The organism is Paenibacillus baekrokdamisoli, assembly GCF_003945345.1.
In the GTDB taxonomy this organism is placed as follows: Bacteria; Bacillota; Bacilli; order Paenibacillales; family Paenibacillaceae; genus Paenibacillus_Z; species Paenibacillus_Z baekrokdamisoli.
The window spans coordinates 1,176,105-1,200,408 of the sequence record NZ_AP019308.1 but is presented as its reverse complement, the minus strand read 5'-3'; the positions used below and the strand labels follow the sequence as shown (position 1 = coordinate 1,200,408).

The 24,304-nt window shown below is 44.7% G+C and carries 19 protein-coding genes; 9 read left to right on the top strand and 10 right to left on the bottom strand.

Annotated features, from left to right (window positions below):
* Positions 1 to 23: 23 nt before the first annotated feature.
* On the bottom strand, positions 24 to 1,403 hold the full coding sequence (locus EKN16_RS05135) for an ABC transporter substrate-binding protein (protein ID WP_125654244.1): 1,380 nt from the start codon (positions 1,401 to 1,403) through the stop codon (positions 24 to 26).
* 38 nt (positions 1,404 to 1,441) lie between these two features.
* Positions 1,442 to 6,091: an S-layer homology domain-containing protein gene (locus EKN16_RS05130; RefSeq protein ID WP_164522681.1), complete on the bottom strand. Its 4,650-nt coding sequence runs from the start codon at positions 6,089 to 6,091 to the stop codon at positions 1,442 to 1,444.
* A gap of 575 nt (positions 6,092 to 6,666) precedes the next feature.
* Here EKN16_RS05130 and thrC point away from each other — a divergent pair.
* Both thrC and EKN16_RS05120 read left to right on the top strand, forming a co-directional pair.
* Positions 6,667 to 8,064 carry a threonine synthase gene (thrC, locus tag EKN16_RS05125; protein WP_125654240.1) on the top strand — a complete coding sequence of 466 codons (1,398 nt, stop codon included), beginning with the start codon at positions 6,667 to 6,669 and terminating at the stop codon, positions 8,062 to 8,064.
* Between the two features lie 342 nt (positions 8,065 to 8,406).
* Complete coding sequence (locus tag EKN16_RS05120; protein ID WP_125654238.1) at positions 8,407 to 9,225, top strand: SPL family radical SAM protein; 819 nt, start codon at positions 8,407 to 8,409, stop codon at positions 9,223 to 9,225.
* Between the two features lie 91 nt (positions 9,226 to 9,316).
* On the opposite strand, the gene EKN16_RS05115 is transcribed toward EKN16_RS05120, so the two are convergent.
* From EKN16_RS05115 to EKN16_RS05095, 5 genes are all read right to left on the bottom strand, one after another.
* Positions 9,317 to 9,988 (bottom strand): DNA alkylation repair protein, encoded by a 672-nt coding sequence (locus EKN16_RS05115; protein ID WP_232016229.1) that lies wholly within the window; start codon positions 9,986 to 9,988, stop codon positions 9,317 to 9,319.
* A gap of 22 nt (positions 9,989 to 10,010) precedes the next feature.
* Positions 10,011 to 10,628, bottom strand: coding sequence for a DNA-3-methyladenine glycosylase family protein (locus EKN16_RS05110; protein WP_125654234.1), 618 nt, complete (start codon positions 10,626 to 10,628; stop codon positions 10,011 to 10,013).
* A gap of 235 nt (positions 10,629 to 10,863) precedes the next feature.
* On the bottom strand, positions 10,864 to 12,153 hold the full coding sequence (locus tag EKN16_RS05105) for an MFS transporter (protein ID WP_125654232.1): 1,290 nt from the start codon (positions 12,151 to 12,153) through the stop codon (positions 10,864 to 10,866).
* A 78-nt stretch (positions 12,154 to 12,231) separates the two neighbouring features.
* Positions 12,232 to 12,651: an Rrf2 family transcriptional regulator gene (locus EKN16_RS05100; protein WP_125654230.1), complete on the bottom strand. Its 420-nt coding sequence runs from the start codon at positions 12,649 to 12,651 to the stop codon at positions 12,232 to 12,234.
* A 312-nt stretch (positions 12,652 to 12,963) separates the two neighbouring features.
* The gene (locus EKN16_RS05095) at positions 12,964 to 13,296 is read right to left on the bottom strand and encodes a DUF6677 family protein (RefSeq protein ID WP_125654228.1); all 333 of its coding nucleotides are present in this window, start codon (positions 13,294 to 13,296) and stop codon (positions 12,964 to 12,966) included.
* Positions 13,297 to 13,495: 199 nt separating this feature from the next.
* On the opposite strand from EKN16_RS05095, the gene EKN16_RS05090 reads away from it, so the two are divergent.
* Positions 13,496 to 15,403, top strand: a complete 1,908-nt coding sequence (locus EKN16_RS05090) for a terpene cyclase/mutase family protein (protein WP_125654226.1) — start codon at positions 13,496 to 13,498, stop codon at positions 15,401 to 15,403.
* Positions 15,404 to 15,505: 102 nt separating this feature from the next.
* On the opposite strand, the gene araA is transcribed toward EKN16_RS05090, so the two are convergent.
* Positions 15,506 to 16,996, bottom strand: coding sequence for an L-arabinose isomerase (gene araA / locus EKN16_RS05085; RefSeq protein WP_125654224.1), 1,491 nt, complete (start codon positions 16,994 to 16,996; stop codon positions 15,506 to 15,508).
* A gap of 350 nt (positions 16,997 to 17,346) precedes the next feature.
* On the opposite strand from araA, the gene EKN16_RS05080 reads away from it, so the two are divergent.
* Positions 17,347 to 17,670, top strand: coding sequence for a helix-turn-helix domain-containing protein (locus EKN16_RS05080; RefSeq protein ID WP_125654222.1), 324 nt, complete (start codon positions 17,347 to 17,349; stop codon positions 17,668 to 17,670).
* Position 17,671: 1 nt separating this feature from the next.
* Here EKN16_RS05080 and EKN16_RS05075 read toward each other — a convergent pair whose 3' ends face one another.
* Positions 17,672 to 19,768 carry a sensor histidine kinase gene (locus EKN16_RS05075; protein ID WP_164522680.1) on the bottom strand — a complete coding sequence of 699 codons (2,097 nt, stop codon included), beginning with the start codon at positions 19,766 to 19,768 and terminating at the stop codon, positions 17,672 to 17,674.
* 64 nt (positions 19,769 to 19,832) lie between these two features.
* Here EKN16_RS05075 and EKN16_RS05070 point away from each other — a divergent pair, with 64 nt between their 5' ends.
* From EKN16_RS05070 to EKN16_RS05055, 4 genes are read left to right on the top strand one after another with little or no spacing between them, the layout of a single operon-like run.
* Positions 19,833 to 20,561, top strand: a complete 729-nt coding sequence (locus EKN16_RS05070) for a response regulator transcription factor (protein ID WP_125654218.1) — start codon at positions 19,833 to 19,835, stop codon at positions 20,559 to 20,561.
* Positions 20,548 to 21,414 carry a class I SAM-dependent methyltransferase gene (locus tag EKN16_RS05065; RefSeq protein ID WP_125654216.1) on the top strand — a complete coding sequence of 289 codons (867 nt, stop codon included), beginning with the start codon at positions 20,548 to 20,550 and terminating at the stop codon, positions 21,412 to 21,414. Before EKN16_RS05070 ends, EKN16_RS05065 begins: the two co-directional genes overlap by 14 nt.
* A complete protein-coding gene (locus EKN16_RS05060) occupies positions 21,415 to 22,170 on the top strand; it encodes an RluA family pseudouridine synthase (RefSeq protein WP_125654214.1) in 756 nt (251 codons plus the stop codon).
* Entirely contained in the window at positions 22,167 to 23,498 is a 1,332-nt protein-coding gene (locus EKN16_RS05055; protein WP_125654212.1) for a CapA family protein, read from the top strand. The genes EKN16_RS05060 and EKN16_RS05055 overlap by 4 nt, the downstream gene beginning before the upstream one ends.
* Before the next feature lie 36 nt (positions 23,499 to 23,534).
* On the opposite strand, the gene EKN16_RS05050 is transcribed toward EKN16_RS05055, so the two are convergent.
* Positions 23,535 to 23,942, bottom strand: coding sequence for a MarR family winged helix-turn-helix transcriptional regulator (locus tag EKN16_RS05050; RefSeq protein WP_125665866.1), 408 nt, complete (start codon positions 23,940 to 23,942; stop codon positions 23,535 to 23,537).
* A 191-nt stretch (positions 23,943 to 24,133) separates the two neighbouring features.
* Here EKN16_RS05050 and EKN16_RS32090 point away from each other — a divergent pair, with 191 nt between their 5' ends.
* On the top strand, positions 24,134 to 24,301 hold the full coding sequence (locus tag EKN16_RS32090; RefSeq protein WP_164522679.1) for a hypothetical protein: 168 nt from the start codon (positions 24,134 to 24,136) through the stop codon (positions 24,299 to 24,301).
* Positions 24,302 to 24,304: the final 3 nt, after the last annotated feature.

Here is a 24,304-nt window from a genome sequence, read left to right as displayed (position 1 = left end):
ACTCCTTCATGTTGTCTTGACTCTTATTCATTTGCGTTAACTTCATCCAGCTTCTTTTGCATTTCTGCTTCCGCTTTTTTCAGCATCTCCTCCGGAGACACTTTTCCGTTCAACATTTCCTTCCATCCTTTCCATAACGGATCAAGCACTTCTCCTTCATTCTTCACGCCTAACGAGAAGTCTTTACTCATGGATGCCATTTGGGCAGTGATGATTTTAGCTTGCGATTCTGGATCGGTTCCAGCTTCCGTGAAGAATGGATCCGATGCAGCTTGCTTTGTAGATGGAAGAATATTAACTACTTTACAGAACTCAAGCTGGGATTCATCGTTGGTAATAAAATTAGCGAATAATATCGCCTCTGTATGATGGGTGCTCATGGTAGGAACAACGACGTTCATCAAACCTGCTTGAACATTACCGCCTGCTTTGAGGGTAGGCATTTTGGCAACGAGGGTGTTATTGTAGACGTCTGGTGCGTTAGTTTTTACGCGGTTTAAGAACTGAGCTCCTGTAATCAATGTTGCAATTTTACCGGATTGATATTTGTCAGTCACATAGTTGGCATCTGCGGCCAAGCTCTCTTTGGGAACAATTCCTTTTTCATAAAGATCTTTGTTCCATTTGGACCATTCCAACGCTTCCGGCGTATTGATAATGATGGTCTTCTTATCTTCACTAATCATAGGCACACCTAAGAAATAAAAATCTGACGGTGGATTATAACTCGGAACGAACCCATATTTGCCGGTCTTTTCTTTAATAATAATGGCTTGCTGCTTCATCTCTTCATACGTGGTAGGCGGTTTATTCGGATCAAGTCCCGCTTCTTCGTAGATTTTCTTGTTGTAGGCGAATACAGACAGACCGTAATACCATGGAAAAGCATATACGCTTTCGCCCAATTTCGTTGAATTGTACAAATCCGGGAAGTAAATGGAACGTTGCTCCTCCGTTGCTTCCTTGTTCAAATCAACGAGCGCGTTTTTCCCAGCCAATGTCATTGTCATGCCCGTATTTAAATTGACCACGTCCGGAGATTTGCCGCCAGCGATCGATGTCAGCAGTTTATTCTCCATAGAACCATAGGGAATATCTGTCCATTTAACCGTTACTCCCTTATTCTGCTCTTCAAACTTTTTAATACGTCCATTGATATAGTCATCAAAATTAGGGCTTAGAGAGATCGTCCAAAATTTAATTTCCACAGGTTCCTTATCTTTAGGCTTATCCGTATCTGCTGGTGTAGTTGTTGCATTATCCGTTCCTTTAGGAGTCGTTTCCGCAACTGGTTTTGTAGTATCTTTGTTTCCGCTCGAGCTATTGGAGGCACAAGCGGCAAGCAACGAAATCAACATAACAATGACTAATAGGAGTGCAAATGAACGATACCTCTTTGACATTTTACTTTCCCCACCTTCATTGAATGATTAATCTTCCATTACGAATTCAGAAAAGCTAAATACTGCAGCATGCGTTTAATAACTACAGCTGCTTCAGAGCGCATTGCCTGTTTTCCAGGCTCGAAAGTCGTACTCGTCACGCCTTTCATAATACCTGTCTCTAGTATCTTGCCGATTGCAGATTGTGACCATGAGCTCATCCTATCTTTATCTCGATACACAGCTAACAGGGCATCAAGTTTAGCGGAAGTCTCTAATGATTTGCCAGCAAATGCTATCGCTCTGCCGACCATCACGGCCATCTCCTCTCGAGTAATCGCATTCTTAGGACCGAAGGAGCCGTCTTTATAGCCATTCACAATTCCTGCATTCACCGCAGCACCTACGGTCCCAGCGAACCACGCTGATTCAGAAACATCATCAAATTTGGAGATACCAGAATCGATATTCAGGCCTAACGCTCGAACTAAAAGACTTACAAATTCAGCACGAGAAACCTTTTGGTCCGGTGCAAACTGATCGAAGCTTATTCCCTCTATAACGCGCTTTGAAGCAAGCAGCTCAATATCGGATTTTGCCCAGTGATTGGTCAAATCCTTGAATGTTTTAGAGGATTGAATAACAGCGTACATACTGGTGCTATTCCGTTTAATTTGAACGGTGGTCTGACCTTTTGCTGTCGTAAACAGAGAAGGAGCATAAGAGAATCGTCCTGTTATCGGATCGATATAGACAGCTGTTGCAATATCCGAGGGTGCAGATTGATCCAGAATAATGCTGCGAGCCACATACATATTGCCGAAGTTCGAAATGGTTATCACTTTGCCATTTGCTTCAACTCGAACGGAGAAGTCAATAACCCGATCATCTAACAGAGTAGCTCCTTCCTGCTTGATCTGATTCCGAATTCGCTCTAATTCATTGCCCTTAACTTGCTCCATTGTGATGTAGATGACAGCATCTTTGATATCTCCTCCAAGCTCATTGCTGTAAGCGGATAGGTTAAGTAAGCTTATCGGAAGTTCAAATGCAGCGTGATTTCCCTGAATGATTATTGCTGCATTCGGTACACTTGCTCTCGCATCTATCAATGACTGTGCAGGAATGCCTACCTGTTGAATATCCTCTCCGTCTCCGACATCGATCGTTATCGTATCTCTTCCCTTCAAACTTTTGAGGGCTTTATTCAGCTCATCTGCCTTCACCAATGCAGTTAATAAGGTTTTCCCATTTGCCTTGACTTCTGATTTAAGCGTTAACGCATCGCTGTCGAGCTTCACATTCCTCGAAGGATTCTCTTGATCTTGAGGATCCGGAACGACAGGGGTTGTTGTTGGAGGAGTTATGCCGCCTCCGCCCACGCTTCCCGAATTCGATTCACGAACAATCGTTACGGTGTAGCTCTCCGTTAAACCATCATCGGAAATGACTTTGATTTTAACCTGATTCGATCCAACAGCGAGCTCCACAGGAATAGCCGAATCATTATCGTACTGTTTGTTGGCCACAGAAATAACAGAGTTCGGCTTACTAGCGCTTGCCGAAATGTTCAATTTCGCAACACCATACCCAACCTGTACTCGATAGGAATACGTCGATGGATGGAATGCAGGGGTTAAAGCTCCCGTACTTACCGTCAATTTACTTAATTGCGCTTTCGACGCTGCTTTGGAAAAGTAAATCTTTGCTATTGTTCTGCCATAATCCAAATCATGGTTCATACGGTTCTTCACTTCCAAATTAATCGAGCTGTTTCCAAGAAGTTCGCTCTTTACAATGTCGATCTGCTGCATCACGATGCTTGCGGTCTCATCCTGCAAATCTGGGTTTGCTTTCAAAGCTTGCGAGGCTACTTGAAGCATCTGTTTCAGCTTATCAGCCTCAACACTACTCAAGCCCCCAAAAGGGATATAAATCTCATTTATTTTGCGTATAATCTCTTCCATAATTGTGGCTAATGGTTTCGTTGTTCGATAATCGGGCATGATTGCTTCATTACGATAGACCCCGATTTTTAGTAATTTGTCATATTTATAATTGAATAATCCTTCAAATTCGAATAATGCCGCACCGGCTGCACCATTCTTGTTTGCTTCGTTAACCTGATCGACAACAACCGATGTCGTGTTGCCCTGGAATGTGTCCAGACCTGATGAGACGAAGGAATTGTCACCGGCTATTCTCATTGTGTTTTTCAAATCCTCTACGACTAAAGCTGAGTCGGGCGCGTAGGACATATGGAACACTTGATCGATCCAGTTATTGTCTAACCATTTTTTCGTTTCTTGTGCATGGCTTTTCGGTGCTTCATCATAATTTGGCCAAACAGCTGCCGTAATTTGAAGCTTAGGTTTTATTTTGTGTGCATCTTCAGCCGCCTGCTTCACCCAATCATTAATAATATCTGCACGGAACTGAAGCCATTCATCCCAATGCTGGGCTCCCGGATGTAGATTAATCGGATCAACCCCATATTTGTCGCTAAATAGCTTCCGAGTATACGTATCGTATCCAAAGTCATTCGTATAATCGCCGGAACCTGGGTACCTTGCATAATCCAAATGAAGGGAATCAATATCATATTTCGTAACTAATTCTTTGTAGACGGAAGCAACAAAATCTCTCGTTTGTGGCAGGGCTGGATTGAGCCAGTACCATTTGGCGTTGAAGCTACCTACTTCATAGTCATCGCCTTTTCTGCTCATCAAACGCCAATCGGGATGATTCTGAACAACTGGCCCTCCAGCAAAGAAATTTTCCACCCAAGCATGAATTTCCAAGCCCAGTTTTTTCCCTTCTTCAATATAAGCACCGAGTACATCAAAGCCTTCATAGATCGGATTCAATTCCGTATCCGGAATAGATGTTGGCCATGTTGTATATCCATCCCACCACGTTTCCAGATAAATAGAGTTAATGCCAGTCTCTTTGATTTTTTGCAAATTCGCTTTAACCTGATCTAAGCTTTTTTCTTTTGGCCTCAGCCAAACCCCGCGGGTTTGCACCTTTGGAGACTCAAAATTCATATAGTTGGCATCTATGACCTGCACATCCAAGTCATTAAGCAAACCCAATAAACCACTTGTGCCGCCAGCGTGCATTTGCGCTTTTGCCTGTTCATAAACTGCTTTTGCATCCGCAATTTTCTGTTTTATTTGATCATACGGCACATCCATAAAATGTTCCTTGGACTGCTGAAGCGACTTCTCTGCACTCTCGATACTAATAGCCGCTCTATCCAAGTAGGACTCCGGTGTAAAGATAACTAGCACTTGCTTGTTGGCAAAATCAAAACTTACTTTCGCTCCGATCGGCGCATTGTTCGTTAACCACGTATTTTTTACACCATGGCCTGACAGTACATATCCACCTTCAGGAATTTTCTTGTTATTACCGCCATTACTAATCACATAGCCTTTGTCGTTGACAACCACTTCACTGCCCCAAGGGTTCGTGCCGGTTTCATTGCCATAATTGCGATTATAGACGATTAGCTGATCCGTACCTCTAAATCCTGGATAAGGCTTATCGCTGGAATCATTCCAGCCATTCGGATTATCCTCTTTTACCTTCGGGTTAAAAGCGTCAAACGAAGTTTTTGCCGCTTGGTAGGTGAGGTTATCCGTTACAAGTTCAACTTCTGCACCAATTTGAACCTGGCCAATGAGCTGATCATAATATGGACTTCCCGATTGGATCGACAGCACGTACCCATCCGCTGGAATGGGTGAATTGTTATTGAGAAAACCCCCATTGGGATCTGCTTCAATCGCTACTACTCTCGTTACCTTATTACCACTAACAGTAAGCTCCATTCCCCAGGCGTTCTGATTGGTTGTTGCGCCATAAGAAGGCTGGTATAGAATCACTTCCCCCGCTCCGCGCGGTCCGTTTATTTTATCAATACCTACCGCAATGCCATTAACTTTCACATATTTGGAAGGTAAAATGGGGATCGTTACATTGATGATCTGCACCGTTTGACCCACTTCCAGATTTAAGTCTGATAAGGCTGTCGCTGCGCTGCCTGAAGCCGAGATCACATATCCATTCGCAGGGATATTTGTTCCTCTTTGACCATTGAGCGCATAGGTGCTTTTCACCACAGCTGCATCATTGGCAATGATGAATTGAACAGTATCTTCCGTAAAAGGTTTTGTCATTTCACCAAAATGACGTGTATAAACGGCAAGAGTATTACTCTGTTGATCCTCATCAATCAAATCAATTGGTATTCCACTCCCATTATTGATGATGAGCTGCGGACCTCCGATTATCGGTTCAGGGAGCTTATATCCGATAATTTCAACTGAGTCACCTGGATTCAAATTGTCTTTTATCCAATCCTCACTCGTTCCGTGTCCAAATAGCACAAAGCCATTTGCGGGAATCTCTACAGCACCCTTACGTTCACTGATGGAGGTAACACTATACTCACCATCATGATAATCCACGACTGCTGCAGTCGAATAAATATTTGAATCTGTTAATTTACTGCTGTTTTCTCGTGTAAACAGAATCATTTCGTCAGCTGCTCCTATTGCCCTATTCACAGCTGTAACCGTAATGGTGTTGCTGTTAGAAGCCTTCGCAGTGATGACTGGATCTGCTGCAGAAGCAGTGAAGGTAGTTCCAGAAAAAGCGAGAGCCATACATAAGATAGAAAAAAGCGTTTGTTTCAACCTCATTTTCGTACCTCCCAATTTTTTTTGAAAGATAGCTTCCCAAACACTCCTTTTTTTATGTACCATCCTAAGTGATAGCATCACCTCCTTAACTTTTTTTGGTATATTAATCCTTTTATTTAAAATAATAAGAGGATTTTTCCACCATTTTGCGACAAAAAAATAGCGCATCTTATACGATCTAAGCTGCGCTATCTCACCTGTGGTTTTAATATATTTTGTTATAATACCAATATACACTTATGATTTCTTTGCTAATCTGTAACGGCAGCAAGCGCCGATTCCTTCGGGCTGCTCTTTATAGAGTCGGTGGATTTCTTCCTTCAAGTTCTTTTATTTTCACATCATAACACCAAATTTGATCATAAGGAAGGATTTTTTTGCTGTTTTATTAACAAATCACTCCATTTTATTAATCGGAGGCACCCCTTTTTCATGTCTTAATAGCTCAAGCCTATTCAGGCATTGGAATTATCAAATGAATTTGATTCATAAATAATTCGATTATTAGCGCAAACGATGATATTATTTTAACTAATAGTCAATGATTTTGGTGTGTATATTAGGAGGAGATACGTTTGGAATTTGTTAGTACAAGAGGAAATGTTGGCAAAATCGGGTTTATCGATGCATTCATGATGGGACTTGGCAATGACGGCGGCTTGTTAGTGCCGCACGAAATTCCTGTTGTTTCGGCAGAGACACTGCAGAAGTGGCAGGAGCTAGACTATCAGGAACTGGTGCTTGCCATCTTCTCGCTCTATACGAATGGAGAAATTCCGGAGCAGGACTTGAAGGAACTCGTGTATGCGAGCTATTCGACCTTCCGTGACCCGGCAGTAACACCCGTACGCAAGCTGAAGGATGACTTATACCTGCTGGAGCTATTCCATGGTCCGACCTTTGCTTTCAAAGACATCGCCCTACAATTCATGGGCCAATTATATACGTATGTAGCAGCGAAGCAGAATAAGAAGATTCATATTCTTGGTGCGACCTCTGGCGATACGGGCGCTTCTGCCATTGAGGGTGTGAAGGGCAAGGATGGGATCAAAATTTGCATTCTGCATCCGCATGGCAAAGTAAGCAAGGTACAGGAACTGCAAATGACGACTATTCAGGATGACAACGTGTTGAATTTGTCCGTAGACGGCAATTTCGACGACTGTCAGCGGATGATCAAGGATTTGTTTGCTGATCTGGACTTTAAGGCAGCTAATCAGCTTGCCGCTATCAACTCAATTAATTTCGTGCGCATTATGGCGCAGACCGTCTATTACTTTTATGCCTACTTCCAGGTTGCGAAGCAAACGGGTGCGAAGCGGGTTAGCTTCAGCGTACCAACTGGAAATTTCGGCGATATTTTCGCGGGCTATTTGGCTAAGCGGATGGGGCTGCCGGTTGGCAAGCTTATTCTTGCAACGAATGAAAATAATATTTTGGAACGGTTTGTTCTGGATGGCCTTTACAAGCCAGGCGATTTCCGAATGACATACAGCCCCTCGATGGATATACAGGTAGCAAGCAATTTTGAACGTTACCTGTACTATGTGCTCGGCGAGAATGCTGAGCAAACTCGCACACTGATGGAGCAGTTCAAGTCAGCAGGCGAAATCACCATTTCCGGCGAAGCCCTTGCTAACGTGCAAGCTGATCTCTCTGCGTATGGCGTTCAAGGACAAGAATGTCTGAACACGATTAAACAGTACGAGGCGGCAACTGGCTACCTGCTTGATCCTCATTCCGCTTGCGGCGTAGCTGCGGCAGACAAATGCAGCAGCGAAGGCGAAATTACGGTATCATTGGCAACTGCTCACCCAGCGAAATTTAACGAAGCCATCGAGCTATGCGGCATTGAGCAGCAGTTCCCAGAGCAAATTTCCGCGCTCTTCGAGAAGCCTCAGCGCCAGACACGCGTTGACGGCTCGCTCCAATCGATTGTTCGTGAGCTAGAAGCATTTTATAACGGCAAATAATAGTCAGATTCGTGTAGAGGGCAGTGAGCAGGAGGGGGAACCCCTTTTTGCTCACTGCCCTTCTTTTCATAAATCCAACATGGAGAATAACCCAATACCTATACGAAAACCTGACCTCCAAGAGGCCAGGTTTTCCATTTGTCTAACATTCATGCAGCCCCGATAAATGTTGTTTTTCTTCATAACGCACTTCATCTCGTCGTTCATCCCTTTCCCCGCTTCTAGATGTAACATAAAACGATGGTTATTTCGCTATCTTGCCGTTACATTCTATATTGCATACAAACACTCATTGTTGGCGTTATACTGTTTGTAGAGGTGGACGAAAATGGTGAAGAAAACTTGAAAACGGAATACTTATACAAAAATCCGAAAACGCTTCTGAATAAAGGAACCGGCTTTCTCTCCGGCTACAGTCATTCCCTTAATCCTTATACGGGCTGTTCTTTCGGCTGTTCATACTGCTATGTACGGCAAATGCCGGTCTCTACCTTCCGGGAAGCGCCATGGGGAACATGGGTCGACATCAAGAAAGATGCGGCAGACATTTTCCAAAAGGAGCTTAAGAGAGCCAAGACCAAAGGCCCGGTTACAATCTTTATGTCATCGAGTACAGATCCTTATCAGCCCATTGAGCACAAAGAACAAATAACTCGCTCCTTATTAGAGGTTATGGTTAGCGATCCACCCGATTTTTTGTTCGTACAGACCCGAAGTCCCCTTGTTCGCAGAGATATTGATCTGTTATTACGCCTTGGGGAAAGGGTTCGTGTAAGTATGACGGTTGAAACCGACCGTGAGGACATCCGCAAGCACTTTTCACCGGATGCCCCTCCTATTCCCGCCCGGTTAAAGACGCTTCAGTTATTGGCTGATGCTGGCGTGCCGACACAAGCAACGATTGCTCCCCTATTACCAAGCAGTGAAGGCTTCCCGCAACTACTTCAACCATTGGTCAATCGTGTCTGTGTAGATGATTATTTTATGGGAGATGGCAGCGGGGGAAAACGCACACGTCAACTAGGCATCCATGCCTTGTATAAAGAGATAGGTCTGGAAGAATGGTATCACCCAGATTCCTATCGCATGCTCATTGAACGACTGAAGAAGGTTTTTTCCGAGGAACAGATTTATGTAAGCCAGAAGGGATTTGAACCTTAATCCTGAAGAACATCAATATATGTGCTTAACTTGATTTCCTGTATCTATGTCGAAAGAGCCTATCATTTGCATAAACAAATGATAGGCTCTTTTATTTTCGTTTCATGCTGCGAATCATCGTTTTTGTTTCCGCGTCCACCCGGTAAGACTCTGTTATTTTTTGCAGCGCTTTATTATAGGTGAAATCGTCCAATGAATTATGCTTTAAGTATGCCAGGGTAGGTTCCGGGAACTTCACATAGCAGATGGATACTGCCCATGCAACTGCCATCTTGACGTAGTACCCCTCGTTCTTGACGCCATCTAGCAGCTGTAAAACGCTGCTGATGTATTCTTCATGAATGTAAAAATCAAGCAGCATGACCACACCAAAACGGATGTCATATTCTTTGTCAGACAATAGATAAGGCTGCAAAAATAACCATACTCTTTGCATATTCGTTTTAGTGAACTTTAGTCCAATACAAAAACTATCACATACCGACCAATTATCAATTTTCGGAACAAATTCAGCTGTATAACGCAGAATATCTTCAATATCTGTATTTACACAGCCAATAACCATACCTTGCAGCATGATTTCCTCAAAATACTCACTTTCAGCATGTTCAAGATAGGTTCGCCAATCGTCCTTTGCCACTTTTTTAGCTAACTTGCGCAGCAAAGGAAGCCGAACGCCCAGAACATTATTTATATTCGGAATCAAGGCCGCAGCAAACTTTCTATAATCCTCCTCAGCCAATTCAAATAACTGTTCCTTCATCGTTTTCTCCGCTCTCCTATACTTATTCAAATGAAATTTCCCATAAAAATATGGACGCAACTGAACCGAACGGTGAATATCCGAGGCGATATTCATCGAATTGCCCCTTTGTAATTGCAGGAAGACCATACAACTTCATCATCCCCCGGCGAATGGCAATATCACCCCAACTAACTACGTCAGGGCGTTCCATGGCATTGATGAGCATCATTTCCGCCGTCCATTTGCCTACTCCATTTAATGTCATGAGTTTGTTGATTACCTCTGTATCAGACAAGTCATTCAGCTCATCCAAGTTAAAAGCACCTTGCGCAATCATTTGAGCAATATTGTTAATACAAACCGCTTTTTTCATCGTCATACCGCAGCTTTGGATTTCATCTGCAGTCTGCATGGCTAGATTTTGCGGGGAAATTTCTCCGAATTTGACCTGCATCCTTTCCCAAATCGTGCGAACTGCCTTAACAGAAATTAGCTGACCTACAATAGCATAGATGAGAGCGGTGAACAGATCGGGAATGATAACCCGTTCAACCCTGCCCATTCGCGCCATTGCAGCCCCGAGCGTCTCATCCAAGCTTGCTAGGTAATCCATTTCTTCTTTCCCGTAGTCAAAATATTTGGTTTTAATGGTTTGCAAGTAATTTTCCTCCATTGATATGTATCATCCCCCACGCTTTGGCAATGGTGAATCACCCATATCAATAATATACCTCACCGGGCGCCATATGTAAGGATACTCGAATATAATAGCAAGATAACGAAACGAAGGACCACGCTGAATGATCTATTTGGGGAAGAATAGTTCAATTACTATAATAAAAGGCTGCATGCCTCTAGCGTTTTGGACACGCCTAGCATGCAGCCCTCCTTTTTCAAGCTTCAATAGAGGTTACAATCTTACCTTTACTATAGCGTTGAATTCGTACTGACATTAATGCAGCGAACAGACAAACAAAGCCTGCCACCACGAATGGTACCGTATAACTGCCAAGCCAATCCCTAAGTACGCCAGCGCCGTAAGCCGCGGTTGATGCACCTAGCTGATGAGCAACCATGATCCAGCCAAATACCATACCTGCCTTTTCTTTACCAAATGCATCAGACGTAATCTTAACCGTTGGCGGAACAGTAGCGATCCAATCCAGGCCATAGAACACTGCGAAGATAAGAAGCTGTTGATAGCCCATACCAAGCGCTTGCGGTAGGAAAAGAAGAGAAAGCCCACGAAGACCATAATACCAGAAAAGCAGCCATCTGCTGTCAAAGCGATCGGATAACCAGCCTGAAAGCGTGGTGCCTACCAGATCGAACATCCCCATAATCGCTAATAAACCCGCAGCCATTACGATAGGAATAGCATAGTCCCCACAAGCGGGAATAAGATGCGTGCCTATTAAACCATTCGTAGAGAAACCACAGAAGAAAAAGGTTCCTGCAAGCATCCAGAACGTGCCGCTTTTAGCCGCAGATCCAAGAGCAAGAATAGGTGCAAGGAATAGGTTGCCCAGAAAAGGGCTCGGCTTGACGATCTCTGTACTTCCAAGAGGCGCGACCTTTACATCATAAGGGTGATTTCTCATCCATACTGCGACTACTGGGATCATGATAAGTAGAGCAGCGACCGTCGTATATATGGCATACCGCCAACCTAATTCCTCGGTTACCCTCGCAAGCAGCGGCAGGAATAGAAGCTGTCCTGTCGCAGCACTAGCTGTGAGAAGGCCAACAACTAATCCTTTATGCTTCACAAACCAGCGATTAGCCACCGTAACACCGAGTACATTCGCCATCATCCCCGTTCCAAGGCCAACCATAACTCCCCAAAGTAGAAAGAACTCCCAGAGTTGATTCATTAGCGGTGTCAACGATAAGCTTGCAGCCAATAGGATCATCGCGATTACCATCATTCTACGAATACCGAATCGAGCCATCAATGCTGCTGAGAATGGGCCCATAAGTCCATATAATAAAATTTTAATGGAAAGGGCCCCTGACACAGCTGCCCGATCCCAACCGAACTCTTTCTCGAACGACAGCATAAGGACACTAGGAATCGAATTAATTCCCGCAGATACCAGTAATGACAAGAATGCAATGAAAACGACAACCCAACCATAATAAATTTTTGAAGCCTTTGCCTCTTCCTTCTGGTCCCACTGCATTTCCCTTTCCTCCTCTAACCTATGTTACGACAATCCTATTACTGTATTAAAAAATATTACAGATATCCATAAAAAAATTTAGCGTTTTGCTTGTACCTGCACGCGATCAAGTATATCGGCGATTGTGAAATTATTTAGGTAATTACCAACTTGATCCTCCAATGCGACGAAAATGCCGTCCATTGCGCTCTCGATATTCGCACCAATCAGACATTGTGGATTACAGTTAGGAAATTTGGGCTTCAACGATCCCTCAGACGTAAGCAAATACAGCTCATCCAGCTTCACATCCTCAGGCTTGCAATTTAGCTCGAAGCCACCTTTTGCTCCTTCTTTGGACTTAATATAACCTTTCTTGCAGAGCATACTAAGCACTTTTCGTACTCGGACCGGATGTACAGAGACACTTTGAGCAATACGATCGCTTGGCGCAATATGCGAAGGTAAATGAGCTAGATAGGATAGACTATGTACCGCAATCGTAAAATCACTATTCATTACATTCTCCGCCCCTCTTGTTTCTCGTAACTAGAATATAATTTATTACAGTTAATGATGTCAATAATTAATTTCCCCTTCCCAAAGCCCCTACTCTATGCCCTTAAAATAACCATTTATAGCCCTAGATCAAGCACATTCATTCCTTGTCCCATGTTGAACCCAGGGATAATCCACGTACATTAAGCATATTTCTTGGAGATGGAACAAAATGTAGTTGTGATCGCTCTATCTCGATAACTCACACAGGCAATCGTAACATACACAAAAAAAGAACGGCTTTAGCAGCCGCTCTTCTAAGATGAATATGTACTAATTCATGAAAGGGTTCATCGCTTCATTCGCTTCAAAGGCTTGTTGATTCTGATTGATTTGATTCACTTGCTGCAGCCCATCAAAGATATTCAATAAGTAAGAAACAGGAAGCAGCAGCGCCATGAAAGTAACGATCGCTACATGAAACGGGAACGAACCTTGAGCTGCGAAGACGATCAGAACGATATTTAGAATAAACACCAGCATGAACGACAACCCTCTTGGCATAAGACCTAGATATAAATGTCCCGCCCCTGGAAACATCATGGACAATAAAACAGTTAACGCTTTACTTTTACGTATTTTGTACCCATTAGGATAAGGATTCATATCCCTCCGACCTCCTTGAACTCTACTATGTTTAGTTTACTTTATTGAAAGAGTCCCTGTACTCCGTCCTCGGCACTGTTTACTCCCCGACTTTAGTCGGGCTATAGCATAGCAAACGCGCATGAGTGCCCGTGCGATCTTAATAAATGAACTCCAAATCTGATCAACGTTTTTCAAACATGAAGCGAGGTGATCCTTTATGTTTCAGCGCATTGTTCAGTCTGGCATTGACACCCTTGTTCAGCATATGTTGGAGCAGCAAACCGATGACGGTTCGTGGCGCTACGGCTTTATTGAATATGGAACAACCATAGATGCCGCAGTCATCATGCTGCTGCGATCTCTTGGTTCAGAAAAGCATCAGCTTATCGCTTCCATACGTGATCGAATAATTAGCAAACAGCAGATTGACGGAGGCTGGCGTGTGTACACGGATGAGCCTTCACCCAATTTATGCGCAACAGCAGAATGTTATTTTGCATTATTGCTCTCAGGCTTATCTCCTTCAGATACGGCTATGATTCGCGCAAGTGAAGTCATTAAGCAGCTTGGCGGACTCTCCCGCGTAGATAGTCTGCTGACTAAATTTTTATTGGCGGTAATCGGTCAGTATCCATGGCCAAAATGGTTCCCTGTCCCCCTTTCCTTCATGCTGCTGCCGACGAGCTCTCCCATCCATTTTTATCAATTTTCTGGCTATGCACGGGTTCACATGGCTCCCATGCTCATACTTGCAGACCGTAAACCAAATTTCATGCCGCCGCATATCTCAGGAATCCAATCTGTTATTCCCCCCACTTCAACCGAAGATCGCTTACAAGCTGGCTGGGAAGGGCATTTTGATCATCGAATGCTTCCCATTATGAAGCAATGGACCAAGACAATTACCAATCTTCCCGGACAGGCACAGGATTGGGCTTTACGTCATGCAGAGCAATTCATCCTCAATCGAATTGAGCCTGACGGTACCTTATATAGTTATATTAGCTCCACGATATTGATGATCCATGCTTTAAGATCAATCGGTTATGCAGTGGATCATCCTACGATCACGAAGGCTGTGCAAGGTCTGGAATCCTTACTTTACATCGATCAGGATAATAACCTTGCCACTATTCAAAATACGTCATCCACCGTATGGGACACCAGCTTAATTAGCTACACCCTTCAGAAAGCCGGCGTGCCTAGTGACCACCCCTCCATCTTACAATCGGGACATTATTTAATCGCAAGGCAGCATGTTAAGTCAGGTGATTGGCAAAAGCAAGTAAAGAACCCTATACCAGGAGGCTGGGGCTTCTCCAACGTGAATACAATGAATCCCGATATTGATGATACGTCTGCCGTCCTTAGAGCTATTCATGGTCTGCGGCACGATCATGTGTATAATCATGCAGCCAATCGAGGGTTACAGTGGCTTCTTTCCATGCAAAATAGTGATGGAGGCTGGGCGGCCTTCGAACGAAATAACGATAGCCGTTTCATCAGCTGGCTGCCTCTAGACGGAGTGGATGATGCAGCAACGGATCCCTCCTCTGCTGATTTAACGGGTCGTACCTTGGAATACTTGGGACATACTGCAGGATTGAAGAATCACTTGCCTTATATTCAACGAGCCGTCAAATGGCTATATAACCATCAAGAGAAGAATGGATCATGGCATGGGAGATGGGGAATCTGCTACATCTATGGAACTTGGGCTGCTTTAACGGGTTTAGCCGCAGTTGGCGAGCTTACGAATGAAACAGCTATCCTTAAGGCAAAGGATTGGCTGTATGCCGTTCAGAATGATGATGGCGGATTTGGCGAATCATGCGGAAGTGACAAAAACAGACAATATATGCCCCTCGGAAGCTCCACCCTCTCTCAAACAGCTTGGGCACTCGATGCTTTAATCTCTATTTCGGCAGCGCCATGTGACAAGATGCAGCGAGCTGTTCGTTTCCTGCTTGACCATCTTTTTGAGAAAAATATAACATCCTCCTACCCGACCGGTGCGGCTCTTCCTGGTCATATGTATACTCGCTATGACAGCTACTCGATCATTTGGCCGCTGCTCGCACTTGCCAATTATCGTAATAAATATCTACTTTCGAATGGTGAATGAAGTAAAGCGCAGGTCGACAACCAAACAAATAAGCGCCCCCAAAGGGACGCTTATTAGCCAGTGTAAAAAGAATGATGCTTAAATGTCCGCTGACGCTTACTGTTAACGAAGGCGCCAGTACATGTCATTCAAACGCAATTCATTGCGGAAAGAGAGTGGATTCGTAGAATTATCAATAATAACACACTCGATACCGGTTAGCTCAGCCCAGTCAACAAGCTGCTCGGCCGTAACTTCATACGAGAACACTGTATGATGTGCTCCACCTGCACGAATCCACGCTTCAGCAGAATCCTTAAGCGATGGCTGAGGCTTCCAAAGCACACGAGCTACCGGAAGCTTTGACATATCATGATCAGGCTGCACGGCATCCACAATGCTCACGATCAGACGGAAACGATGGCCAAGATCGATCAGAGAAGCATTAACCGCCTGTCCGCTGCGGCCGTCGAATATCATCCGGGCAGGATCTGCCTTACCGCCGATACCCAGCGGGTGCACTTCAAGGCGGGGACGGTCAGCGGCAATAGTCGGGCAAATCTCCAGCATATGTGCACCAAGAATAAGTTCATTGCCTGGCTCAAAATGATACGTATAATCTTCCATGAAAGAAGTCCCTTTATTACCGGCAATCATTTTCATCATACGAGTCAACGCTGCCGTTTTCCAATCCCCTTCACCTCCAAAACCATAGCCCTGTTCCATCAAACGTTGAACCGCTAAGCCAGGCAGCTGCTTCATGCCATGCAGGTCTTCGAATGTGGTTGTGAACGCGGTGAATCCACCTTCTTGCAGGAAAGCCTTCATTCCAAGCTCAATGCGAGCCTGCTCACGGATGGATTCCCATGACGCAGCATGATTACGTACCTCCGAAGAAATCTCATAAAGAGATTGATATTCATCCGTTAATGCATTAACCTCTGCTTCGGATAGATCTGAGATACGGGCAACAAGATCCCCAATCCCATAACCGTTAATCGACCAGCCGAATTTGATCTGTGCTTCTACCTTGTCGCCTTCCGTCACAGCAACCTGACGCATATTATCCCCAAAACGCGCTACCTTCAAGGAACGTCCTTCTGTAAAAGCAACCGAAGTTCGCATCCAACCCGCAATTCGTGAACGTACTTCTGTATCCTCCCAGTAACCAACAACAACTTTACGAGCGAGGCCCATACGAGCACCAATAAAGCCATATTCACGATCGCCATGCGCCGATTGATTCAAGTTCATGAAGTCCATATCAATAGAATCCCATGGAATATCGCGGTTAAATTGTGTATGCAAATGGAGCAGCGGCTTACGCAGCTCAGACAAACCTGCGATCCACATCTTGGCAGGAGAGAACGTATGCATCCAAGTTATTAAACCTGCGCAGTTCTCATCCGCATTAGCTTCTGAGCAAAGCTTGTAGATCTCTTCGGGTGTCTTCACTACCGGTTTGAATACCACTTCAAAAGGAATCGCTTCATCACGATCTAACCCATCGGCAATGATTCGTGAATGCTCTGCTACTTCTTGCAGCGTTTCTGGTCCGTACAAGTGCTGACTTCCCGTTACAAACCAAAATTGATATTTTTTTATGATAAGCAAGAAATTCTCCTCCTTATACTCTACTTGTACGAACAAATACAGACAAACAACTTTTATAATCCCCCAATATTTTGCCCATATCGAGAAAATAACCTAATAATAAGAGCTTTCTGTTCATCCAACTTGTACGTACAACTATAACTTCCTTCATTGTACGCTTTCATCGATTCAATTTCAAGCCTCGAGCTCAATTTGACTTTTATCCCGACTATCTAACGATATAGCTAATAAATTCTATTCATATACTTGACAATGATACACTTTGTATCATAAATTACTAGTAGTAGAGTATTACATAATCTGCTCGTACTAGGACTAGATGATTAGTATTCACGTAAGGAGCCCTAAACATGACGATGGGAGACCGCTTGAGAGAACTAAGACTTCGTAAAAGCCTTTCACAAGAAGATGTCGCAAAACAGATTGGCATAACCCGCTCCGCCTATAGCCATTATGAAATCAACAATCGTCAGCCCGTCTATGAAACCTTGAAGAAATTGGCTGTTTTGTTTCAGGTGTCACTCGACTATATCATCGGAGGGGAGCCTAGCAAGCCTGAAACACCAGTTACACCCGAAGCGATTGAAATCATTCGAATTCTTAACAGTATGGATCAGGATAAACGCAAGCAATCCATTGATAGGATGATGGCAGTGATTAGACAAGCCGATTAGCTTACATTTTCCTGGCTGGAAGTGATATCCAGATAGTAGTCCCTTTGTTTGGAATACTTTCAGCTCCAATTGTTCCCTCATGTCCTTCAACAATTTCTTTCGCAATAGCGAGCCCTAGACCGCTTCCTCCTTCTGCTGAGTTGCGCGAGATCTCTTTCTTGTAGAACCGATCAAATATAAAGGGCAAATGCTCCGTCTCAATGCCGCTTCCCGTATCGCAAACATTAATTATTACCCGGCTCGTTTCATAATCATAGTAGAATAAAAGCGAAAGATGACCATTCCGAGGTGTATGCTTGAGCGCATTATAAATGACATTTGCTATCACTTGGTCCATTCTGGGCAGATCAAGCTTTACTAGAATACGTTCCGGCTGCTCCAACTCTGGCACCTCTTGTCTAGCGTAGTCATAAGCACATGTGAACGATAATCCTCCGCTTCGGATATCAATTTCGTACTGACCCTGAATCTGTTCGATCCATTCACTTAGCAATACATCACTAAGATCAAAGCGGAGCTGACCTGCTTCCAACTTGGATAGCTCAAACAGATCATGTATGAGCCGGTTCAGCCCGCCTACTTTGCCAAGCATCATACGGACATATTTTTGCCGCTGTTCCTCACTCTTTACAACACCATCTTGAATAGCTTCCAAATACCCCTGAAGCAGTGTGATCGGCGTTCTCAAATCATGCGAGATATTCGTCATAAGATGGCGCCTCGAAGTCTCCATTCTCCCAAGATCACGGTTTCTCTGCTCTAACGTTTCATTCGTAAGACTTAGCGCTTCGGTCCGCTCCTCGATTCTCTCTTCCAAGTGCGTGTTGAGCTCTCTCAGCTCGTCCGACACCTGTCCTACTCGCCGCAGTGCCGTAGAGAAGCGGGTTGAAATAATGAAGGACTGCATCAGCATGAAAAAAAACAATCCAATCGGAACAAGCTGGGGAAATACGAACCATTCATTATAGAAGAGCATGTCATTCATTACGGTCAACACAAAGACAGCAACTCCTGCCAGTACGAAGCCAGCTCCTGCCCGTTTGAGAATCAGCGCTTTGATTACAATAATAAGGCAGTACATGCCGACACCAAGTACAAATAGTTGAAAGATCGGAAGCGACTTGGAATAAACGATGGCCGGAAATACAAGAACAAATAGGCACAGCATCATTCCTATGCCAATAATAGCTTGTACGACTCTTTTGGATACCACGCCTGGAAACAATCGATATACATATAAGAAGCCGGTTACCGCACTAAACACTAAGGAAATATATTCGATCTTCAGCCCCGTCTCCCATGAGATAGGGAAGAGCTGCATCAAATAGGAATCTCCGGTCACACTTGATCTCGCAGCTACGAATAGACAGAGCAGCCCGAAGTGAATCGTGAATTGCTCTTGACGCCAAAAGGCATATAAGCCGATATGGTACACCCCAATAATAATCAAGCTTCCTAATATAGCCATCTCCTGAGCGGTAGCGATCATTTGAGAGCGAACAATTTGGTCACTGTCTCCCAGCTTAAAATCAACCCAGATGCCACCCTTGCGATGCTGAAAATTAGAAACCTGCACCACAATATCCAGCTTGTCCGTATGAGCATCGAACGAAACTATGCGTGGAAATTGCTCTGGACTTGACGTATCTCTGCTCGTGCCGACAACTCCTTCAGCAGCAAGTAAATCCCCGTTCACCCACAGCTTATATGAACTGAAAATATTAGGCACGCGCAGCGCAAGAACATGCTCCGTTGGCTGAATCCGAACCGTTAGACGGTATGTTGCATAACCTTGTCCGTTTTTGAATCCAAAGCTAGCCGGATAGCTATTCCAGGAACGCGGGACCATAACGAAGCTGCTCTCAGACATGTGGGCCTCATTGGGCTGTAACAGCTGCTTCCCAAAAAAGGCCCACTGCCCTGATAAAGTCAGTTCGCCATTAGACTCGAAAGACCATTTTCGAAGATCAAGCTCACCATGAACAGCAGTCGGCTTTGAAGCCTCCGTTTGAACAGAGCAGCTCGAAAGAAGGAGTGGTAATAGAAGAAGAATGAGTAGTAAACCAGGCAAACGATAAATAATGAATCCCTCCTGCAAAAACGTGGATTGCTCATCCCTCCCTCCATTCGCTATAATAGTTCGAGGAAGAGGAGGATTCAAAATGAGCGGGAGCAAAATATTGGTCGTAGATGATGAATCTGACATTACAGAGCTTATTACACTTTATATGGAACGGGAAGGCTTTGACGTTCATTCCACTGATAACGGTGAAGATGCCATCATGCTGGCTGGCGAGCTTCAGCCGGATTTAATCATATTGGATATTTCGCTTAAAAGCATAGACGGCTTTGAAGTATGCAAACAAATCCGTACGATTTCCAATGTTCCCATTTTGTTCATAAGCTGTAAGAGCGATGATACCGACATTATACACGGATTGACAGTGGGCGGCGATGATTATATGACAAAACCGTTCAGTCCAAGCCAGCTGGTTGCACGCGTCAAAGCGCATCTTCGCAGACAGTCCGTCGTCATGCAAAGTTTCGCAGCAAGGGAGAATGGCGAGCTTCTCTCCTTTGATGGTCTAGTTATTGATCTACCAGCACGAACCGTACAGATTCGAGATAAGGAAGTCTTCTTATCAACGAAAGAGTTCGAATTGCTTGTTCACCTTGCCAAATCTCCGAATCGCGCATTTGCACTGGACGATTTGTACACGATCATTTGGGGACATGATAGTATGGGTGATACGCGTACTCTCATGGTACATATCAGCAATTTACGCAAAAAGATTGAACCCGATCCGACTAACCCTATGTATATCATAACGGTTCGCGGAATCGGCTATAAATTCAACATCAAGGAAGGATCGACTTATGTACAACGCTGATCAATGGAAAGACTATGAATTGTTAGACACAGGGGATGGAGAGAAATTAGAACGTTGGGGGTCCTACATCCTTAGAAGACCTGATCCTCAGGTCATTTGGCCGAATACAGGACAAACCTCACGCTGGACGACTGCAGATGGTCACTACCACCGCAGCTCTACTGGAGGTGGAGAATGGGAATTCCGCACGAAGATGCCTGAACGTTGGACTGTATCCTACGGGGAGCTTAAATTCCACATTCGTCCAACTAGCTTCAAGCATACAGGCCTTTTCCCTGAGCAAGCAGTGAATTGGAGCTGGATGATGGATAAGATCCGCGGAGCAGGACGTCCGATTCGGGTTCTTAACCTATTTGCTTATACAGGCGGAGCAACCTTAGCGGCAGCAGCGGCTGGTGCAGAGGTATGTCATGTAGACGCCGCCAAAGGAATGGTACAGTGGGCCAAAGAAAACGCGCAGCTATCTGGCCTAGAGAGCAATCCCATTCGATATATTATTGACGATGTGTTCAAATTCGTGCAGCGGGAGCAACGCCGTGGTAAGCAATATGATGCTATCATTATGGACCCTCCTTCCTACGGACGCGGTCCTAATGGCGAGATGTGGAAGCTGGAGGAGAACCTCTACCCTTTCATTGAATCTTGTTTAAGCGTCTTATCACCTGATCCACTCTTTATGCTCGTGAATTCCTATACGTCGGGAATCTCTCCTACCGTGCTGCATAATATGCTCCATATGACAATGGGGCAGAAATTCAGCGGATCGATTCATAGTGGAGAGATCGGAATTCCAATTACAGCAACGGGGCTAACGCTGCCATGCGGAATTTTGGGCCGCTGGGAGGCTAAATAGATGACAAGCGATTCTCATTCATCGCCTTCTTCTATACTGCCAATTCTATTTGAGGATAATCACCTCCTCGCTGTTGTCAAACAGCCTGGGATCTTATCTCAAGCCGATGACACAGGTGAGCCCGATATGGTTACCCTCCTTAAAGAAGACTTGAAAATTCGCTACGAAAAGCCTGGCAATGTCTATGTCGGGCTTATTCATCGCTTGGACCGACCTGTCGGCGGAGCGATGCTGTTCGCCAAAACTTCAAAGGCGGCATCACGTTTGTCCGAGTCCGTTCGCAGCAGACAGTTCGATAAGTTCTACATCACAGTCGTTCACGGTTCTCCTAAGGCCTCCTCAGGGCGTCTACGGCACTATTTGAGCAAGGATGCTGCCCGCAACATCGTCACTGTCTATGATAAACCTACAGCCGATGCCAAAGAAGCGCTGCTTGATTATGTGGTAGTCGCCAAACATCGTGATTGTTCACTGATAGCCGTGAAACTCGTTACGGGCAGATCCCATCAAATACGAGCTCAAATGGCCGCTATTCATTGCCCTCTTTTCTTTGATCGCAAATATGGCGCTCCTATAGTGGAGGGTGAACAAGATATAGCCTTGTGGTCAGCTTCAATAGGCGTTGCCCATCCGGTTACGAAGGAATGGATGATCTTCCTCTCAGAACCCCCGCGAACGGGTGTATGGACGCGATTTAGTGAACGTGACTATACGAATGCCCTGCATATCTTGCCATCGGAAGGGTTTGAAGCATGAGAATCGTCCGTTTGTTGGGTCTCGCCTTGATCATCTTTACGATTCTATCAGGCTGCATGAACGGAGCTCTTGAATCAGACAAGCCTAATGAATCCAAAGTTAATGATCCTCCAATCACACAGCCGGATACAGGAAGCGACGCCAACCCTTCGAATAGTGATGACACGAGCACTGAGAGTGATAGCCCTTCTCCTGATAGCCCTTCTCCTGATTCTGAAGGCAATGATACGAACGATGACGCAACTCCTTCTGTTGATAAAGTCACGGATGCGGTATGGATGGCTGCTGGCGATGTGATGATGCATATGCCGCAGCTGCCAGGAGCTTACGATTCAAAGAAGAATCGCTACAACTTCAACCCGTTCTTCACGCAGGTTAAACCGATCTTGGACCAAGGCGATTGGACGCTAGTGAATTTAGAGACTCCTATTGCAGGCAAGTCGCTTGGCTATTCCGGCTTCCCGCGATTTAATGCGCCCACAGAGCTTGCAGACGCAGTAAAATATGCGGGCTTTGATATTGTTACGAATGCGAATAATCATGCCATGGACCGGGGAGCAAAAGGCATTGAACTCACGCTAGAGAAATTGCAAAAGCTTGGCTTAGTGACGAAAGGCACTGCTCGCTCGCGTATAGAAGCAAACGCCCTTACAATCGTCGAACGGAAGGGTATTCGAATGGGGCTGCTGGCTTACACGTATGGAACGAATGGCATCGCTCTACCCGTGAAAAAACCCTATGCGGTATCCATGATTGACGAGGCTGCAATGATTCATGACATCGCGCAATTGAAGAAGGCTGGCGTGGATTTCATTACGATCTCCCTTCACTTCGGCACGGAATATCAAACGGCACCTAATGATAAGCAAAAAACACTTGCACGCAAGCTAATTGCTGCCGGAGCAGACATTATCGCAGGCTCTCATCCTCATGTGGTTCAACCCTATGAAACCGTAGAGGTTCCTGAGCCGGATGGATCGACAAGACGAGGTCTCATTATCTACTCCATGGGTAACTTCATCTCGAATCAACGTGGCGATACAAAAGACTACGGCGTTATTTTTAAAGTAGATATCCATAAGAACGTAAGCTCAGGTATAACCTCAATCGGAGATGTAGAGCCTATACCAACGTGGGTTCAGCGAAGTAAAGTCAATAATGTCTATCATTATACCATCGTCCCTATCGAACAAGCCCTCATATCTAATAGTTTAATAGATTTAACAGAGAATGATTACGCATCTATCAATCAAAATATCACGATTCTCAAACAGCGATTCGCTTCGATGTCCGCAGAGCCTTATATTCTGCAAGAGAGCTTGAATTAAACAAACGCCCCTGCGATAAATGCAGAGGCGTTTTCTCTATGTATGAGCAACTTTTCCAAGAAGATAGACAAGCAGCTGTTGGTTATGTGAAGAAATACGATCCAGTGCTCCATCAATAAATGCTTCCCGGATGGCAATGCCGCGCTTAGCCTCAGCATCCCCCTTCTCGGTTACTGTTACCCATACAATTCGGCGATCACGCTCATCACGGCTACGGACGACCAAGCCAGCGCGCTCCATACGGTCTAACAATGTCGTAATTGCGGCAGGTGTCGTAGCGAGATAAGCCAGTAAATCGGATGGCTTCATCGGCTGATATTGCAGCAGCAGCTCAAGTACGACGAGCTGACCTTCCGTTAATCCAGGCGAAAGTTCTTCCTCCAGATGCGTCTTCCAGTCTTTCGTCATCTTCATCCACAACTTAGCAAATTCAGTAGAAATGATGAGACTCACCCGCTTTCTCCGTTATCCTCTTAACTCGATTATAGCATTTCAAATTGTCGAATAAAAGATTAATGCAGTTAATATTTTGTCCTATTAACCGCTAGGAAACAGAACCATTTGACATGGTTAGACATAGACTAGGGCATAGGCTGTTGTACCGGCTCGAAATTAAACGCGGGAGCGTGATTGCCATGAACGACCGTAAAATGGAATTAATGCGTAAGCTGATCGATAGTGGTGTAATAAAAGACCCACAATGGATGGACCGGCTTGATGAGCCGGCCCCACTGTGGGTCGTATTAGATATGGTGATGCAATTAATCGAACGAATCGATCCACCGCATCAGCCTTTTGATTAAGAA